Annotated in this window: 9 protein-coding genes, 4 tRNA genes and 3 rRNA genes; 3 read left to right on the forward strand and 13 right to left on the reverse strand. The window is 64.2% G+C overall.

All coding sequences use genetic code 11. The features are described from left to right. Positions 1-28 precede the first annotated feature (28 nt). From lon to LH62_RS22865, 5 genes are all read right to left on the reverse strand, one after another. Positions 29-2,443: an endopeptidase La gene (gene lon / locus LH62_RS22845; RefSeq protein WP_043364448.1), complete on the reverse strand. Its 2,415-nt coding sequence runs from the start codon at positions 2,441-2,443 to the stop codon at positions 29-31. Positions 2,444-2,617: 174 nt separating this feature from the next. Further along, a complete protein-coding gene (clpX, locus tag LH62_RS22850; protein ID WP_043364450.1) occupies positions 2,618-3,874 on the reverse strand; it encodes an ATP-dependent Clp protease ATP-binding subunit ClpX in 1,257 nt (418 codons plus the stop codon). A gap of 217 nt (positions 3,875-4,091) precedes the next feature. Then, positions 4,092-4,742, reverse strand: a complete 651-nt coding sequence (gene clpP / locus LH62_RS22855) for an ATP-dependent Clp endopeptidase proteolytic subunit ClpP (RefSeq protein ID WP_043364451.1) — start codon at positions 4,740-4,742, stop codon at positions 4,092-4,094. A gap of 148 nt (positions 4,743-4,890) precedes the next feature. Beyond that, positions 4,891-6,219, reverse strand: coding sequence for a trigger factor (gene tig, locus LH62_RS22860; RefSeq protein ID WP_043364452.1), 1,329 nt, complete (start codon positions 6,217-6,219; stop codon positions 4,891-4,893). Positions 6,220-6,259: 40 nt separating this feature from the next. Then, positions 6,260-6,344 (reverse strand) — tRNA-Leu (locus LH62_RS22865). A gap of 131 nt (positions 6,345-6,475) precedes the next feature. On the opposite strand from LH62_RS22865, the gene LH62_RS22870 reads away from it, so the two are divergent. Next, positions 6,476-8,839, forward strand: coding sequence for a penicillin acylase family protein (locus LH62_RS22870; RefSeq protein WP_043364453.1), 2,364 nt, complete (start codon positions 6,476-6,478; stop codon positions 8,837-8,839). Positions 8,840-8,910: 71 nt separating this feature from the next. After that, on the forward strand, positions 8,911-9,678 hold the full coding sequence (locus LH62_RS22875) for an arginyltransferase (RefSeq protein ID WP_043364454.1): 768 nt from the start codon (positions 8,911-8,913) through the stop codon (positions 9,676-9,678). A 57-nt stretch (positions 9,679-9,735) separates the two neighbouring features. Here LH62_RS22875 and LH62_RS22880 read toward each other — a convergent pair. The 8 genes from LH62_RS22880 to LH62_RS22915 all read right to left on the reverse strand — a co-directional run bounded on the left by LH62_RS22880 (position 9,736) and on the right by LH62_RS22915 (position 17,325). Continuing rightward, positions 9,736-9,809, reverse strand: a tRNA-Met gene (locus tag LH62_RS22880). A 34-nt stretch (positions 9,810-9,843) separates the two neighbouring features. Continuing rightward, positions 9,844-9,958: ribosomal RNA gene (gene rrf, locus LH62_RS22885) — 5S ribosomal RNA — on the reverse strand. Positions 9,959-10,094: 136 nt separating this feature from the next. Continuing rightward, positions 10,095-12,830, reverse strand: a 23S ribosomal RNA gene (locus tag LH62_RS22890). 250 nt (positions 12,831-13,080) lie between these two features. Beyond that, a tRNA-Ala gene (locus tag LH62_RS22895) sits at positions 13,081-13,153 on the reverse strand. 20 nt (positions 13,154-13,173) lie between these two features. Next, positions 13,174-13,247 (reverse strand) — tRNA-Ile (locus tag LH62_RS22900). 263 nt (positions 13,248-13,510) lie between these two features. Continuing rightward, a 16S ribosomal RNA gene (locus LH62_RS22905) occupies positions 13,511-14,999 on the reverse strand. Together the 16S, 23S and 5S rRNA genes with 3 tRNA genes alongside form the textbook arrangement of a ribosomal RNA operon. 412 nt (positions 15,000-15,411) lie before the next feature. Beyond that, on the reverse strand, positions 15,412-16,380 hold the full coding sequence (locus LH62_RS22910) for a tripartite tricarboxylate transporter substrate binding protein (RefSeq protein ID WP_043364455.1): 969 nt from the start codon (positions 16,378-16,380) through the stop codon (positions 15,412-15,414). A gap of 57 nt (positions 16,381-16,437) precedes the next feature. Continuing rightward, a complete protein-coding gene (locus tag LH62_RS22915) occupies positions 16,438-17,325 on the reverse strand; it encodes a LysR substrate-binding domain-containing protein (protein ID WP_052214840.1) in 888 nt (295 codons plus the stop codon). 97 nt (positions 17,326-17,422) lie between these two features. Here LH62_RS22915 and LH62_RS22920 point away from each other — a divergent pair, with 97 nt between their 5' ends. After that, complete coding sequence (locus LH62_RS22920; RefSeq protein WP_043364456.1) at positions 17,423-17,635, forward strand: DUF1127 domain-containing protein; 213 nt, start codon at positions 17,423-17,425, stop codon at positions 17,633-17,635. Positions 17,636-17,637: the final 2 nt, after the last annotated feature.

The following is a 17,637-nucleotide window of genomic DNA, read 5'->3' on the forward strand; positions in this document are numbered from 1 at the left end:
TGCCTCTCCTTCCGCGCCATCCCAGTTCTCAGTGCGGCAGCGTAGGAACGCTGCCATCCGCGTCCGCGCCGCGTGGCGGCGGCTCTGCCGGCTCTTCCCAGGAAATCGCCTCGGGCTTCCGCACGAGCGCGGTCGAGATCACCTCGTCGACATGCGAGACGGGCTTGATGGTCATGCCCTTCTTCACGTTGTCAGGGATGTCGGCGAGATCCTTCTCGTTGTCCTTCGGGATGAAGACGGTGGTGATGCCGGCGCGCAGCGCTGCCAGCAGCTTTTCCTTCAGCCCGCCAATCGGAAGCACGCGGCCGCGCAGCGTGATCTCGCCCGTCATCGCCACATCCTTGCGGACGGGAATGCCGGTGAGGACGGAGACGATGCTCGTCGCCATGGCAATGCCCGCGCTCGGACCGTCCTTCGGCGTCGCACCCTCCGGCACATGCACATGGATGTCGCGCCGGTCGAACAGCGTCGGCTTGAGGCCAAAGCTGGTCGCCCGCGAGCGGACATAGGACATGGCCGCCGAGACGCTCTCCTGCATGACGTCGCCGAGCTTGCCGGTGGTCTGCACCTTGCCCTTGCCCGGCACCGTGACCGACTCGATCGTCAGGATCTCGCCGCCCACCTCGGTCCAGGCGAGGCCGGTGACGACGCCCACCATGTCCTCCGCCTCGGCCTCGCCGTAGCGGAACTTCCGGACGCCCGCGAATTTATCGAGGTTCTTCGCGGTGACGGCGACCTTCTTCGCCTTCTTCGAGACGATCTCCTTCACCGCCTTGCGGGCAAGCCCGCCCACCTCGCGCTCCAGGTTCCGCACGCCGGCCTCACGCGTGTAGTAGCGTACCAGGTCGCGCAGCGCCTCCTCGGAGACGGACCACTCGCCCGGCTTCAGACCGTTGGCCTCGGACTGCTTCGGGATCAGGTGGCGGCGGGCAATCTCGACCTTTTCATCCTCGGTGTAGCCAGGGATGCGGATGATCTCCATGCGGTCCATCAGCGGCTGCGGCATGCGCAGGCTGTTGGCGGTCGTCACGAACATCACGTCCGACAGGTCGTAATCGACCTCCAGGTAGTGGTCGGCGAAAGTCCCGTTCTGCTCCGGGTCCAGCACCTCGAGCAGCGCCGAGGAGGGGTCACCGCGCCAGTCGGCGCCGAGCTTGTCGATCTCGTCGAGCAGGAAGAGCGGGTTGGAGGTCTTCGCCTTCTTCATGCCCTGGATGACCTTGCCCGGCATGGAGCCGATATAGGTCCGCCGGTGGCCGCGCACCTCCGCCTCGTCTCGCACGCCGCCGAGCGACATGCGGACGAAGTTGCGGCCGGTGGCCTTGGCGATCGACTTGCCGAGCGAGGTCTTGCCGACGCCGGGCGGACCGACGAGGCAGAGGATCGGGCCACGGATTTTCGGCGAGCGCGACTGCACCGCCAGATACTCGATAATCCGCTCCTTCACCTTCTCGAGCCCGTAGTGATCGGCATCGAGCACCTTCTCGGCCGCGACGATGTCGCGCCGCACCCGGGACTTCTTCTTCCAGGGAATCGAGAGCATCCAGTCGAGGTAGTTGCGCACCACCGTCGCCTCGGCACTCATCGCCGACATGGTGCGGAGCTTCTTCAGCTCCGCCATCGCCTTCTCGCGCGCTTCCTTGGTAAAGGCGGTGGCCTTGATGCGGGCCTCGAGTTCGGCGACCTCGTCCTTGCCGTCCTCGCCCTCGCCCAGCTCCTTCTGGATCGCCTTCAGCTGCTCGTTCAGGTAGTACTCGCGCTGCGTCTTCTCCATCTGCCGCTTGACGCGGTTGCGGATGCGCTTCTCGACCTGAAGAACGCCGATCTCGCTCTCCATATGGCCGAAGACCCGCTCCAGCCGCGCAGCGGTGCCGGCGGTCTCAAGCAGTTCCTGCTTCTCCGGAATCTTCAGCGACAGGTGGCTGGCAACGGTATCGGCGAGCTTCGCCGGGTCGTCGATCTGGTTGATCGAGACCAAGACCTCGGGCGCGATCTTCTTGTTGAGCTTGATGTACTGCTCGAACTGCCCAACCACGGTGCGCGCCAGCGCCTCCGTCTCCGGCGGCTCGGCCGGCGATTCGGCGAGCGGCGCGGCATAGGCCTCGAAATGGGTCTTGGTTTCCTTGAAGCCGGTGATCTGGGCGCGCTTGCCGCCCTCGACCAGCACCTTCACCGTGCCGTCCGGCAGCTTCAGGAGCTGCAGTACCGTCGAGACGGTGCCGACATTGTAGAGATCCTCGGCCTCCGGATCGTCCTGCGCGGCATTCTTCTGCGCGACAAGGAGGATCTGCTTATCCTCCCGCATCACCGCTTCCAGCGCGCGGACGGATTTCTCGCGGCCGACGAACAGCGGCACGATCATATGCGGGAACACCACGATGTCCCGCAGGGGCAGGACAGGCAGCAATTCGCCGCGCAACAATTCTGGGGACTTATCCGCCATTATGGACCTCACTGAAGGACAGTCGGCCCACGGGTCACCCCCAGCATCGGCTGGTTGGCGGCGTGACCCGCGGCGCCACGGGGATGTCATGCAGATGGTCCGCCGGACACCCCACCGCAAGCCCGATAGGCCGGATGGCGGGGGCTAACCCCCGCATCCGGCCGGCACCGGGCCTCAGGCCGAGCTCTGCTCGGCGGCCCGCTCGCCATAGATGAAGAGCGGGCTGGCCCGGCTCTCGGCCACTTCCCGGTTCACCACCACCTCGTCGACATCGTCGAGGCCCGGCAGGTCGAACATGGTGCTGAGCAGGATCTGCTCCATGATGGAGCGGAGCCCGCGGGCACCCGTCTTCCGCTGGATCGCCCGCGTCGCTACGGAACGCAGCGCATCCTCGGTGAAGGTGAGCTTGGTCCCCTCCATCTCGAACAGGCGCTGGTACTGCTTGACGATGGCGTTCTTCGGCTTGGTCAGGATCTCGATCAGCGCCTTCTCGTCGAGATCCTCGAGCGTGGCGATGACCGGCAGACGGCCAATGAATTCCGGGATCAGCCCAAATTTCAGCAGGTCCTCCGGCTCCACCTCGCGCAGGACGGCGCCGGTGCGGCGGTCATCCGGCGAGCGGACCTCGGCGCCGAAGCCGATGCCCGAGCCCTTGCCCCGAGCCCCGATGATCCGCTCCAACCCGGCGAAGGCGCCGCCGCAGATGAAGAGGATGTTCGCGGTATCGACCTGGAGGAATTCCTGCTGCGGATGCTTCCGGCCGCCCTGGGGCGGAACGGAGGCGACCGTGCCCTCCATGATTTTCAGGAGCGCCTGCTGTACGCCCTCGCCCGAGACGTCACGGGTGATGGAGGGATTGTCCGACTTGCGGCTGATCTTGTCGACCTCGTCGATATAGACGATGCCGCGCTGCGCCCGCTCCACGTTGTAATCCGCGGCCTGGAGCAGCTTGAGGATGATGTTCTCGACATCCTCGCCGACATAGCCGGCCTCGGTCAGGGTCGTCGCATCCGCCATGGTGAAGGGGACGTCGAGGATCCGCGCAAGGGTCTGGGCCAACAACGTCTTGCCCGAACCGGTTGGGCCGAGCAGCAGGATGTTCGACTTGGCGATCTCGACATCGTTGTTCTTCGCGCCATGCGCCAACCGCTTGTAGTGGTTGTGCACCGCAACGGAGAGCACCTTCTTCGCATGATCCTGGCCGATGACGTAATCATCGAGGACCTTGCAGATCTCCTTGGGCGTCGGCACCCCGTCCCGCGACTTCACCAGATGCGTCTTGTGCTCCTCACGGATGATATCCATGCAGAGTTCGACGCATTCGTCGCAGATGAAGACGGTGGGCCCGGCGATAAGCTTGCGGACCTCGTGCTGGGACTTGCCGCAGAACGAACAGTAAAGTGTATTCTTCGAGTCGCCGGACTTGCTCATGGGCACTCCGCCTGAAAGGGCCGGCTGGGGAACCCCCGCGTTGCGCGGGCCACCGGCTGGCCGCGCCCCCTCTCCCGGGCCGAAGCGGGGGCTTTCCATAGGACTGTAGCCCCCCTGTCATCGGGGGAAAAGCTTTGTGGCGTCACACTGGGCGGCGTCATGACCGAACGCCGCGGGCGAATCGGTCCTTGCCGCCCAGCGCGGGAACGCGCCTGCTTCAGCTCTTAGGTGCCTCGGGGGCACCGGGCGCTGCCGGCCGGACCTCGACCACTTGGTCGACTAGGCCGAAGTCACGCGCTTCCTCGGCGGACATGTACGTGTCGCGCTCCAGCTTCCGCTCGATCGCCTCGATCGGCTGGCCGGTGTGCTTCACGTAGATCTCGTTCAGCCGCTGGCGCAGCTTCAGGATCTCGCGCGCCTGGATCTCGATGTCGGTTGCCTGGCCCTGGGCGCCGCCAGAGGGCTGGTGCACCATGATGCGGCTATTAGGCAGGGCGAAGCGCTTGTCCTTGGCGCCGGCCGTCAGCAGCAGCGACCCCATGGAAGCCGCCTGGCCGATGCAGACCGTGCTGACCGGGGCGCGGATATACTGCATGGTGTCGTACATCGCGAGGCCGGCAGAGACGACGCCACCCGGGCTGTTGATGTAGAAGGCGATGTCCTTGTTCGGATTCTCGCTCTCAAGGAAAAGGAGCTGGGCGCAGATCGAGGAGGAGACCTGGTCGAAAACCGGGCCGGTGAGGAAGATGATCCGCTCCTTCAGCAGGCGCGAATAGATGTCCCAAGCACGCTCGCCGCGGGCCGACTGCTCCACGACCATTGGGACCAGGGTATTATTGTAGACCTCGACAGGATCACGGTCCCGCATGATAACGCCTTTCAGACAGGAAGCAGGCGAGCCCAGCCTAGCTCGCAACCCTTAATGTGGTGCAACCAGGGCCGCGCCGGAAGGCCCCGCCGAATGGCGGGGGTCCGACCCGGTCACGATCCGGTTCCGTGAAACTTGTATATCAGATTTACGCGGCTGCGGCAGCGGAAAGCTCGTCCGGCGCCACATTCCGCTCGCTGACCTTGGCCAGCTCCAGCATGAAGTCGACCACCTTCTCCTCGAAGATCGGCGAGCGCAGGTTCTCGGCCGCCTGGGGGTTCTTGCGGAAGAATTCCATCACCTGCTGCTCCTGGCCCGGATAACGGGCGGCTTCCTGCCGCATCGCCCGGGACAGCTCGTCGGCGGTGACCGAGATGTTGTTGGTCCGGCCGATCTCGGAGAGGAGCAGGCCGAGGCGGATGCGGCGCTCAGCGATGGCCCGGTAGTCGGCCTTCAGCACCTCCTCGTCCTTGCCCTTGTCGTCCTCGTCCAGCCGGCCGGCCTTCATGTCGGCCTCGACCCGCTGCCAGATCTGCGCGAACTCGGCCTCCACCATGCCCTCCGGCACGGGGAAGCTGGCCCGCTCGGCCAGGCCGTCGAGCAGCGAGCGCTTCACCTTGAGGCGCGAGAGGTTGTCGTATTCCTGCTGGAGCGAGCCGCGCACGGCCTCCTGCAGCTTCGCCAGATCCTCGAAGCCCATGCTTTTGGCGAGCTCGTCATCGACCGGAGAATTCACCGGCGCCTTCAGCCCCTTGCAGGTCACGGTGAAGGCGGCCGCCTTGCCGGCCAGCTCCTTGGCCCCGTACTCCTCGGGGAAGCTGACATTGACCGTCCGCGTCTCGCCGGCCTTGATGCCTTCGAGCTGCTCGGTGAAGCCGGGGATGAAGCCAGCGCCAGCCACTTCGATCTGCATGTCGGTCGCGCTGCCGCCCGGGAAAGGCTCGCTCTCGCCGTCCAGCGTGCCGGTGAAGTCGCAGACCGCGATCTCGCCCTTGGCCGCGCCGCGATCCTCGGTGATGTCCTCGAGCTTGCGGTTACGGGCGGCAATCGTCTCGATCGTCGTGTTCACCTGCTCATCGGAGGGCTCGGCCTTCAGCCGCTCGACCTCCATCCCAGCGAAGTCGGGCATCGGGATTTCCGGCAGCAGCTCCAGCTCGACCTTGAATTCCAGGTCGGCGCCATCGGCGAAGTTCACCAGCTCGATCTTCGGCTGCAGCGCCGGGCGGAGGCCGCGATCGGTCACGACCTGCTGGGTCGCCTTGTTGACCGACTGCTCCAGCACTTCGCTCATCACCGCCTGGCCGTAGCGGGCCTTCACCACGCTCGCCGGGATCTTGCCGGGGCGGAAGCCGGGCAGGCGCAGCTCGCGGCCTAGCTCATCGAGCCGGCGCGTGCGCTCGGCCGCGATATCGGCCGCCGGGACCGATACCGTATAGGCCCGCTTCAGCCCGTCATTCGCGACCTCGGTCACCTGCATCGTCGTCACTTTCTTCCCAAAACGCTGTCAGCGGCGCCGATGGTGCGGGCGGAGGGATTTGAACCCCCAAGGCTTGCGCCACCGGAACCTAAATCCGGCGTGTCTGCCAATTCCACCACGCCCGCCCAAGGCCAAGTAGAAGCCAGGACGGCGCCGGATTGGGGCGTGTAGCGCAGGCCATGGCGCTTTCCAAGGCTCGATGCTCGGATTCCCGCCGCATGGACGAGCGAAGGCGGTTCGGGCCATACCCCCAGCCATGCCGCGCCGCCCTCCATCCCGCTTCCGCTGGCTCCGCCGCCTGGGCCTCCTGCTGCTCGCCCTGGTGCTGGCAAGCGCCGCGGGCCTTGCCGGCGCCCTTTGGTGGAGCCTGCCAAGTGGGGAAGGCGAGTTGCGCTTGGCCGGCCTCGGTGGCCCGGTGGAGGTGACGCTCGACACACACGGCATTCCCCGCATTGCTGCTGCGGATGAGCGGGATGCGGCGATGGCCCTCGGCTGGATGCACGCGCGCGACCGGATGTTCCAGATGGAGCTGATGCGCCGCGGCGCCGCCGGCCGCCTCGCGGAGTTGCTTGGCCCGCCGGCGCTCAGGCTCGACCGCTTCACCCGCACCCTGGGCCTCGCCCGCCGCGCCGAGGCCGACCTCGCCGCCCAATCGCCCGAGACGCGCGCAGTGCTGGAAGCCTATGCCGCCGGGGTGAACGCCTGGATCGGCGCCCGCGGCCGCTTCGCGGCGCCGGAATTCCTCGCACTCGGCGCGCCGGAGCCCTGGCAACCGGAGCATAGCCTGCTTTGGGGGAAGGTGATGGGACTCTGGCTCTCCGGCAACTGGAGGGGCGAGCTGGAACGGGCGCGGCTCGCCGGCCTTCTCCCGCCGGAGCGGCTGCGCGAGCTTTTTCCCGCCGAAGCGAGCGCCGGGCGGCCAGACCAGCCGCAGGCCGCGCTCGACCCGGCTTGGCTCGGCCGGCTCGCCGCCGCCCTGCCACGCTTCCCGGAGCCGGGCACCCTTCCCGGCTCGGCGAGCAATGCTTGGACGGTCGCCGGACGCCATTCCGCGTCAGGCGCGCCGCTGCTGGCCTCGGACCCGCATCTCGGCTTCCAGGCGCCGATCCTTTGGTACCTGGCACGGATCGACCTAGCGGATGGGCGGATGCTGGCCGGCGCCACCTCGCCCGGTGTCCCCTTCCTGGTGATCGGGCGCAATGCGCAGTTGGCCTGGGGGTTCACCACCACCCATTCCGATACCCAGGACCTTTTCATCGAGCGCCTCGCTGGACCGGATGCCTATGAAACGCCGGCAGGGCCCCGTCCCTTCACCGTCATCGAGGAGCGCATCGCCGTGCGCGGCGCCGCGCCGGAGATCGTGCGGGTGCGGGAGACACGGCACGGGCCGGTCATCTCGGACCTCGACGAGACGCCGCGCAGCGATGGCACGGTCCTCGCCCTCGCGGCCGCCAACCTTGCCGCCGGCGATACCGCAGCAACCGGGCTGCAGGCATTGAACCGTGCCGGCTCGGTCGCCGAGGCGCATGGGGCGGCGGCGCTCATCACGAGTCCTTCGCAGAACCTGATGGCGGCCGATGCGGGCGGCGGCATCGGCATGTTGCTGACCGGACGAACGCCGTTGCGGAAAGCAGGGGATGGCACCGTGCCCATCCCCGGCTGGGACGGGGGACATGACTGGCTCGGCTGGGCCTCCTTCGACGCCCTGCCGCATGTGCTCGACCCGCCAAGTGGGATGCTGGCCAATGCCAACAACCGTGTGGCGCCGCCCGATCATCCGGTCTTCCTTGGTGCGGACTGGATCGCCGATTGGCGCTTCCGGCGGATCGGCATGCTGCTTGCGGCGCGGCCGCGGCACGACGCGGCGGGCTTCGCAGCCATGCAGCGCGACATGGTCTCGCCCTTCGCCCTTTCGCTAACTGGCCCCGACTCGCTGCTGCGCAGCCTGCCCGTGGCCGAGGATGCCGTGGGCCAGGCGCAGGCGCTGCTGCTCGGATGGGATGGCGATGTCACCGCCGATCGGCCGGAGCCCTTGATCTTCAATGCCTGGCTGAAGCGGGTCGGGCAGCTGGCACTGGCAGCGGGCGGCGTGCCGGAAGGTGCGGGCGGGGCGCCTGCGGCCTTCCTGAGCTTCGTCCTTTCCTCCGACAACCGGGGCGCGGCCTGGTGCGACGGCAACTGCCCGGCCTTGGCTGCACGAGCTCTCGCCGAATCGGTCGCCGAGTTGCGTACTAGTCAGGGCGAGAATCCGGCGCGATGGCGTTGGGGCGCTGTCCACCAAGCGGTATTCGAACACCCGCTCTTCCGTGCCATTCCTGGCCTCGGTCGTCTGGTCAGACTGGATGCCGCGACCGGCGGGGATGAATGGACGGTCTCCCGCGGCGGGCTGCGCGGCGGAGGCGGGACTGAAGCTTGGCAGCATGTCCATGGCGCCGGCCTGCGGCTGGTCGCGGACTTGGCGAACCCCGATTCGACGCTGGTTATCACCGCTACCGGGCAGTCGGGCCATCCGCTCTCGCCGAAGTGGAGCGACCTGTTGCCCGACTGGCGTGATGGACGCATGATCCGGCTTGAAAAAACGGCCTCGGGCACACCGTTGCGGATTCGACTGTTGCCCTGACAAATCGTCCACCAATTCCCGAAGGCTTGCGGTTGATTCCTTCGCCACAGGCGCAGAGACTAGCGGCAGCGATGCTGCACCGCCCTAACCGACGTCCGCAATTCTTCTACACGACCGCGCCGCTTCCCTGCCCCTATCTGGCAGGCCGGACGGAACGGAAGATCGTGACTGAATTGACCGGCCCGGATGCGGAGGCGCTGCATGACCGGCTTTCGCGCGCCGGCTTCCGCCGCAGCCACAACATCGCTTATTCCCCGGTCTGTCCTGGCTGTTCGGCCTGTATTCCGATCCGCATCCTCGTTGAGCAGTTCGAACCCAATCGGGCCCAGCGCAAACTCCAGAAGATCAACGGCGACATCGCCGGCTTCGAGATGCCGGCACGGGCTACGGCGGAGCAGTTTGCCCTCTTCCAGCGCTACCAACAGGCGCGTCATGGAGAAGGGGACATGGCCGCGATGGGGTTCTACGACTATCGTGCCATGGTCGAGGATACTCCGATCACGACAGGAATGGTCGAGTTCCGTGACTCAAAGGACCAGTTGGTTGGCGCCTGCTTAACCGATTGGCTCTCGGACGGGCTTTCCGCCGTCTATTCTTTCTACGACCCGGCTGCTAATCGCCGTTCTCTCGGCAGTTGGGCCATCCTTTGGCTTGTCGCACGGGCGCAGGCGCTCGGCCTGCCCTTCGTCTATCTCGGCTACTGGGTCCCCGAGAGCCAGAAGATGTCCTATAAAAGCCGCTTCCGGCCGAGCGAAGTGCTGATCGGCGGTGTCTGGCGCGTGCTCGAAGAACAGCCCACTGCCAGAGCAGAGGAGGCAACTGCCGTTTTTTCTGGCTGAATGATTGTGTTTTGGGCGCAAAAAACCCCCAGTCACGGATGTGCTGGGGGTTATGGGATGCGGGGACAGGATTTGAACCTGTGACCTTCAGGTTATGAGCCTGACGAGCTACCGGGCTGCTCCACCCCGCGGTGGAATGGTTAGTATCGAGGATCCTGTTGGGTGGCCCGGCGGCGACCGACTCTCCCGCAGCTTGAGCTGCAGTACCATGGGCGCTGGGGTGTTTCACGTCCGAGTTCGGGATGGGATCGGGTGTATCATCCCCGCGATGACCACCGGGCCACCGAACAGGATCCTGGATGTGGGAGATGGGATGGTTGGTTATGGGGTGTTGGGTTGAGTGTGGTGTGTGCGCGGCTTGGTGCTGCGTGCGGTGCTGTCCCTTGTTGAGGGGGACGGCTGCTGTGGTGTTGGTGTGGTGGAGATCTATCGGGCGATTAGGACCGCTCGGCTGCATGCATTGCTGCACTTCCACCTGCGGCCTATCGACGTGATGGTCTATCACGGCCCTCGAGGGAGACCTCGTTTGGAGGGGGGTTTCCTGCTTAGATGCCTTCAGCAGTTATCCCGTCCGTACTTAGCTACCCAGCGATGCTCCTGGCGGAACAACTGGTACACCAGAGGTGCGTCCATCCCGGTCCTCTCGTACTAGGGACAGATCCTCGCAAGTCTCCTACACCCACGGCAGATAGGGACCGAACTGTCTCACGACGTTCTAAACCCAGCTCACGTACCGCTTTAATCGGCGAACAGCCGAACCCTTGGGACCTGCTCCAGCCCCGGGATGCGATGAGCCGACATCGAGGTGCCAAACCTCCCCGTCGATGTGGACTCTTGGGGGAGATCAGCCTGTTATCCCTAGAGTACCTTTTATCCGTTGAGCGATGGCCCTTCCACGCGGGACCACCGGATCACTAAGGCCGACTTTCGTCTCTGTTCGCGCTGTCGCGCTCACAGTCAGGCGGGCTTGTGCCTTTGCACTCAACAGCCGATGTCCGACCGGCTTGAGCCCACCATCGCGCGCCTCCGTTACCATTTGGGAGGCGACCGCCCCAGTCAAACTGCCCACCACGCAGGGTCCTGGCCCGGGATAACCGGGCTCAGTTAGACGCCAGAAAGGCACAGGGTGGTATTTCAAGGTTGGCTCCACCAAGGCTAGCGCCCCGGCTTCAAAGCCTCCCACCTATCCTACACAGTCCCTTCCTGGCGCCACTGCGAAGTTGCAGTAAAGGTTCATAGGGTCTTTCCGTCTGACCGCGGGTACCCCGCATCTTCACGGGGAATTCAATTTCGCTGAGCCCATGCTGGAGACAGTGGGGAGGTCGTTACGCCATTCGTGCAGGTCGGAACTTACCCGACAAGGAATTTCGCTACCTTAGGACCGTTATAGTTACGGCCGCCGTTTACCGGGGCTTCGGTTCGATGCTTGCACATCTCCCCTTGACCTTCCGGCACCGGGCAGGCGTCAGACCCTATACGTCATCTCTCGATTTCGCAGAGCCCTGTGTTTTTACTAAACAGTCGCCACCCCCTGGTTTGTGTCACCCCACCCTGGTTGCCCAAAGTAGGGTCTCGCTTATCCCGAAGTTACGCGAGCAATTTGCCTAGTTCCTTCAGCATGGTTCTCTCAAGCGCCTTGGTATGCTCTACCAGTCCACCTGTGTCGGTTTAGGGTACGGTCCGTAATGCCAGTGCTATTTCCCGAGCCGATCCAGCTGCATACCCAATCCAGTAAGGGCATACAGAACTTCACGGCTGTCACATCTGGCGGGCCAGGGAATGTTCACCCTGTTTCCATCGGCTACGGCTGTCGCCCTCGCCTTAGGGGCCGGCTCACCCTGCGCGGATTAGCCTTGCGCAGGAACCCTTGGACTTTCGGCGGGAGAGTTTCTCACTCTCCTTGTCGCTACTCATGTCCGCATTCGCACTTCCCATACCTCCACGGCCCCTCGCAGGTACCGCTTCACAGGCTTAGGGAACGCTCCGCTACCACGCTCTTTCGAGCATCCACAGCTTCGGCAGATGGCTTGAGCCCCGTTACATTTTCGCCGCGGGACAGCTATTAGACCAGTGAGCTATTACGCTTTCTTTAAAGGATGGCTGCTTCTAAGCCAACCTCCTGGTTGTTATGGCCGTCCTACATGCTTTCCCACTTAGCCATCATTTGGGGGCCTTAGCTGGTGGTCTGGGCTGTTTCCCTCTCGACAATGGACCTTAGCACCCACTGTCTGTCTGCCGCCCTGTACTCGCCGGCATTCGGAGTTCGGTAGGGTTTGGTAGGGCTTTGGGCCCCCCTAGCCCTTCCGGTGCTCTACCTCCGGCGGTAATCGAACGACGATCTACCTCAATAGATTTCGCGGAGAACCAGCTATTTCCGAGTTTGATTGGCCTTTCACCCCTAGCCACAGCTCATCCCCGACTTTTTCAACAGGCGTGGGTTCGGCCCTCCAGTGCGTGTTACCGCACCTTCAGCCTGGCCATGGCTAGATCACTCGGTTTCGGGTCTTCTGCCGGCAACTGGACGCCCTGTTCGGACTCGCTTTCGCTCCGCCTTCACCTCACGGCTTAAGCTCGCTGCCAACAGAAACTCGCGGACCCATTATACAAAAGGTACGCCGTCACCCTTGCGGGCTCCGACTGCTTGTAGGCGCTCGGTTTCAGGTCTCTTTCACTCCCCTCATCGGGGTGCTTTTCACCTTTCCCTCACGGTACTTGTGCACTATCGGTCGCCAAGGAGTATTTAGGCTTGGAGGGTGGTCCCCCCATGTTCAGACAGGGTTTCACGTGCCCCGCCCTACTCAAGGATCCATGCGTGCCATACACCTACGGGGCTATCACCCACTCTGGCGCGCCTTTCCAGACGCTTCGGCTTAACACACATGAACCACTGGCCTGCTCCGCTTTCGCTCGCCACTACTCGCGGAATCTCCGTTGATGTCTTTTCCTCCAGGTACTGAGATGTTTCAGTTCCCCAGGTTCGCCTCGTAAGCCTATGTATTCAGCCCACGATCTCCATAAAGGAGGGGTTTCCCCATTCGGATATCTGCGGATCAACGATCGCTCGCATCTCCCCGCAGCTTTTCGCAGCGTGCCACGTCCTTCATCGCCTCTTGGCGCCAAGGCATCCACCGAACGCCCTTCTCTTTCTCCACCAACCCAAGCCTCAGCCCGCACGCAGGACCAAACCGCGCCCCACGCGCAAAACCCAAAACCAGGCCAGCGCAAAACACACACTCAACCAATCAACTAACCAACCATTCCATCTTCAAATGTCAAAAGAACAATCCACCGGGCCAGCCCCAAGGGGCTCGCCATGTGGCGGCTTTGGAAGCACGCAACTCAACCCGACCAAGAAGGTCAGGCGAGGATCTCTTTCTGCCGCCAGGCCAACCTGCGCAGACATGGAGGCAACCGGATTCGAACCGGTGACCCCCTGCTTGCAAAGCAGGTGCTCTACCAGCTGAGCTATGCCCCCGTAGTCTTCAACAGGGAAAATGGGCCAGGGAGGACTTGAACCTCCGACCCCACGCTTATCAAGCGTGTGCTCTAACCAACTGAGCTACTGGCCCCAAACCTCGGCAATGCCGAGGCCGGAACGGCCATCGCCCAGCCAAGGCCATAACGACAGATCAACAGGATGATGCGCACTCACTCAGGCCAATCCGGGCCCGAGGATGGATGGCGAACGTTGGGCTCGACCAGGACAGGCGCCCGATCACCAGCCACCCCATCCGGGGCGGCCAGAACCAGGCAAGGCCTTGGTCCGTGTTTAGTCATATCGCGGAGGTCTGCAGCCAGAGGCCAAGGCCCCTACCCCACAGCGCCATCCTTGAAAGGAGGTGATCCAGCCGCAGGTTCCCCTACGGCTACCTTGTTACGACTTCACCCCAGTCACTGACCCTACCGTGGCAAGCTAGCCCCTTGCGGTTGCCGCACCTGCTTAAGGTAGAACCAACTCCCATGGTGTGACGGGCGGTGTGTACAAGGCCCGGGAACGTATTCACCGCGGCGTGCTGATCCGCGATTACTAGCGATTCCACCTTCATGCACCCGAGTTGCAGAGTGCAATCCGAACTGAGACGGCTTTTCGGGATCGGCTCGATGTCGCCATCTGGCCTCCCTCTGTCACCGCCATTGTAGCACGTGTGTAGCCCAGCCCATAAGGGCCATGAGGACTTGACGTCATCCCCACCTTCCTCCGGCTTGTCACCGGCAGTTCCTCTAGAGTGCCCAGCCTAACCTGATGGCAACTAAAGGCGAGGGTTGCGCTCGTTGCGGGACTTAACCCAACATCTCACGACACGAGCTGACGACAGCCATGCAGCACCTGTGCAGCAGGCCCCTTGCGGGGAAAGCGCATCTCTGCGCCGATCCTGCCCATGTCAAGGGCTGGTAAGGTTCTGCGCGTTGCTTCGAATTAAACCACATGCTCCACCGCTTGTGCGGGCCCCCGTCAATTCCTTTGAGTTTCAACCTTGCGGCCGTACTCCCCAGGCGGTGCGCTTACCGCGTTAGCTACGACACTGAGTGGCTAGGCCACCCAACATCCAGCGCACATCGTTTACGGCGTGGACTACCAGGGTATCTAATCCTGTTTGCTCCCCACGCTGTCGCGCCTCAGCGTCAGTAATGGACCAGCTCGCCGCCTTCGCCACCGGTGTTCTTCCCAATATCTACGAATTTCACCTCTACACTGGGAATTCCGCGAGCCTCTTCCATCCTCAAGCAATGCCGTATCAAGCGCAGTCCCCAGGTTGAGCCCAGGAATTTCACGCCTGACTAACACCGCCGCCTACGCGCCCTTTACGCCCAGTAATTCCGAGCAACGCTAGCCCCCTTCGTATTACCGCGGCTGCTGGCACGAAGTTAGCCGGGGCTTCTTCTACAGGTACCGTCATCATCGTCCCTGTCGAAAGGGCTTTACAATCCGAAGACCTTCTTCACCCACGCGGAATTGCTGGATCAGGCTTTCGCCCATTGTCCAATATTCCCCACTGCTGCCTCCCGTAGGAGTCTGGGCCGTGTCTCAGTCCCAGTGTGGCTGATCGTCCTCTCAGACCAGCTACCGATCGTCGCCTTGGTAAGCCATTACCCCACCAACAAGCTAATCGGACGCAGGCCGCTCTCAAGGCACCCGAAGGCTTTCTGCCACAGCAGATATGCGGTATTAGCGCCAGTTTCCCAGCGTTATCCCCCACCCCAAGACACGTTCCTACGCGTTACTCACCCGTCCGCCACTAGAGCCGAAGCCCCCGTGCGACTTGCATGTGTTAAGCATTCCGCCAGCGTTCGCTCTGAGCCAGGATCAAACTCTCAGGTTCATACACCAGCATCTCTGCCAGCATACAAAACCCAATGCCCAACCTAACCCCAACCAAACCCAACGCTCACCAGCCATCCTCCCACTACCGCAGAAGAATGAACCAACAAGCACACATCATCCAATACGCGCTTCCAAAACCAGATGCAGATTTAAAAGAACAAGGCCGCCAGAGTCACCCGACAGCGAACCGCCTCACAACCGCGAAGCCTTCCTGTTGAGGAAGCCGGAGCGGCTGATCGGCGATGTGTACCACTTCTTTAGCGGGGCAGCGATATTGGCGTCTCCGCCCGTTCTCGTCAAGCCCCGACATCGTCGCGGTGAGAGGCTTCTACGCCCCGCCCGCAGGCCGGTCAACAGCCGATTCGACCTTTCCGCGGGCGGAAGCCGAAACTTTTAACCCACCCCGACCCTCAGCTATCCGCGCTGATCTTGTTGTCGCGGATCACCTGGCCCCAACGCTCGATCTCCCGGCCGAGAAAGCGGCCGCACTCCTCGGGTCCGGTGGCGCGCACGTCGCAACCCTGCTCCTCGATCCGGGTACGGACATCGGCATCGGCCAGGGCCTGCACCAGCGCATCCTGCATCCGCTTGCGGATCGGCTCCGGCGTCCCCGCCCGGCCGAGGAAGGCCCACCAGGTCGGCGCATCGAAGCCGGGGAAGCCTTGTTCCGCGAAAGATGCCGTCCCCGGCACATGCCGGCTCTCCTTCAAGGTCGTCACTCCGAGCGGCCGCAAGGTCCCGGCCCGGATATGCTGGCTGATGATGACCACGTTCGACATGAAGAGCGGCACCTGCCCCGCCACCGCATCCTGCACGGCCGGCCCGCCGCCCCGGTAGGGCACATGCACGAGGTTGAACCCGCCCTGCTGCTGCAACAGCGTCGTCGAGACATGGGCAAGGCCACCGACGCCCGAGCTGGCGAAGCTGATCGTATCCGGCGCCTTCTTCGCGGCGGCAACCACATCCTGGAAGCTGCGATACGGTGTGCTGCTATGGGCGACGAGCGCCAGCGGCCCGGTCGCCACCAGGCTGACCGGAACAAAGGCCTCGAGCGTCCTGTAGGGCAGCCGCAGCAGCGTCTGGTTGGTCGCCTCGTTGTCGTAGGCGAACATCCAGGTATAGCCGTCGGGCGCTGCCCTGGCCGCTTCGATGGCGCCGATCGAACCCGCAGCGCCTCCCCGGTTGTCGATGATGACCGGCTTGCCGAGGATTTCGGCCAGCTTGGGCTGGAACAACCGGGCAATGGTGTCGGTCGAGCCGCCAGGAGGCCAGGGCACGATGAGGCGGATCGGCCGGTCCGGCCAAGCCTCCTGTGCCCGCAGGAGGCGCGGCGTGGCAAGGCCCGTGGCCGCCAGGGCCAGCATCGAACGACGGTTCATGGGAGGTTTCCTGGATTTATTTCACCTCTGCCGTTCTGACCTGCTTCCCGGTCCGGCTCAAGCCCGTAGCCGTGCCTCGAACCCCTCCTCCAGTGCGAAGCCCTCCTCGATGTGCCGCGACAGCGCCTCGGAGACCGGTGTCCCCGGCCCCCGCAGCAGGCCGATGCCGAAATCCGGCAGCACCGGCAGCCCCTCCGCTGCTCCGAGCACCCGCAGCCCCTCCGGCAAGGGTGCCGGCATGGCGACGGTCACCGCCAGCCCCGCCAAGGCCACCGCCAGCGAGCCGGAAAGGGAGGCCGCTGTATAGGCCATCCGCCAGGGTAGGTCCGCTGCATCGAGCGCCGCGACCGCCGCCTTCCGCCAGGAACACCCGCCATTGGCCAGCGCGATCGGCAACGGCCGGCGACGCGCCACCTCCTCTGTCCCGACCCAGAAGAGCGGCCCGCGCCAGAGCCAGCGCGGCCGCGCCCCGAGTGGCTCGTTCCCCTCCGAGATCAGGGTGAGGTCGAGCTCGCCGTCTTCGAGCCGCTCCACCAGCTCATGGGACGGCGCGCAGGTCACCTCCACCTGCACAGCCGGATGGCAGGCGGCGAAGCGGGCAAGGATCGCCGGAAGCCAACGGATGGCGTAATCATCCGGCGAGCCGAGCCGCACCGACCCGGCCACCGCCGGCTGCCGGAAGGTGGCGTGGATTTCATCATGCAGGGCAAGCAGCCGGCGCGCCCTCTCCAGCAGCCAGTGCCCATGCTGGGTCGGCTCCACCCCCCGCGTGCCGCGTAGCAAGAGAGGCTGTCCGAGGATGTCCTCGAGCCGTCGGATCTGCATGGAGACGGCCGATTGCGTCCGCCCCACCGCCTGAGCGGCGCGGGTGAAGCTACCACCTTCGGCAATCAGCACGAAGCTGCGCAGGAGGTCGGGGTCGAGGCCAGGCGGGATCGACAACATGCCTCAAGCATCAGCAATCCTGATGGTGATCGTCAATGCAATTCGTTTTTCTTATCTGCCTGAGAGGATCAGCTTCAACGGGTGAGGAGAACCCGTCATGGCCATCCTGAATGCCCGCACCCGTCCCCTGCCCTGGTTTCGGCCGAGCCTGCCGGCGCTGCCGAGCCTGCACGCGATGATGCGCGCCGTCATCACCCGCCGCTACCTGGCGGAGATGGACGACCGCATGTTGAAGGATATCGGCATCAGCCGGGGCGATGCCCTGCGCGAGGCCGAGCGCCTGCCCTGGGATCTCGGCCGCCGCGGCTGACG

It is taken from the genome of Belnapia sp. F-4-1 (assembly GCF_000802185.1).
In the GTDB taxonomy this organism is placed as follows: Bacteria; Pseudomonadota; Alphaproteobacteria; order Acetobacterales; family Acetobacteraceae; genus Belnapia.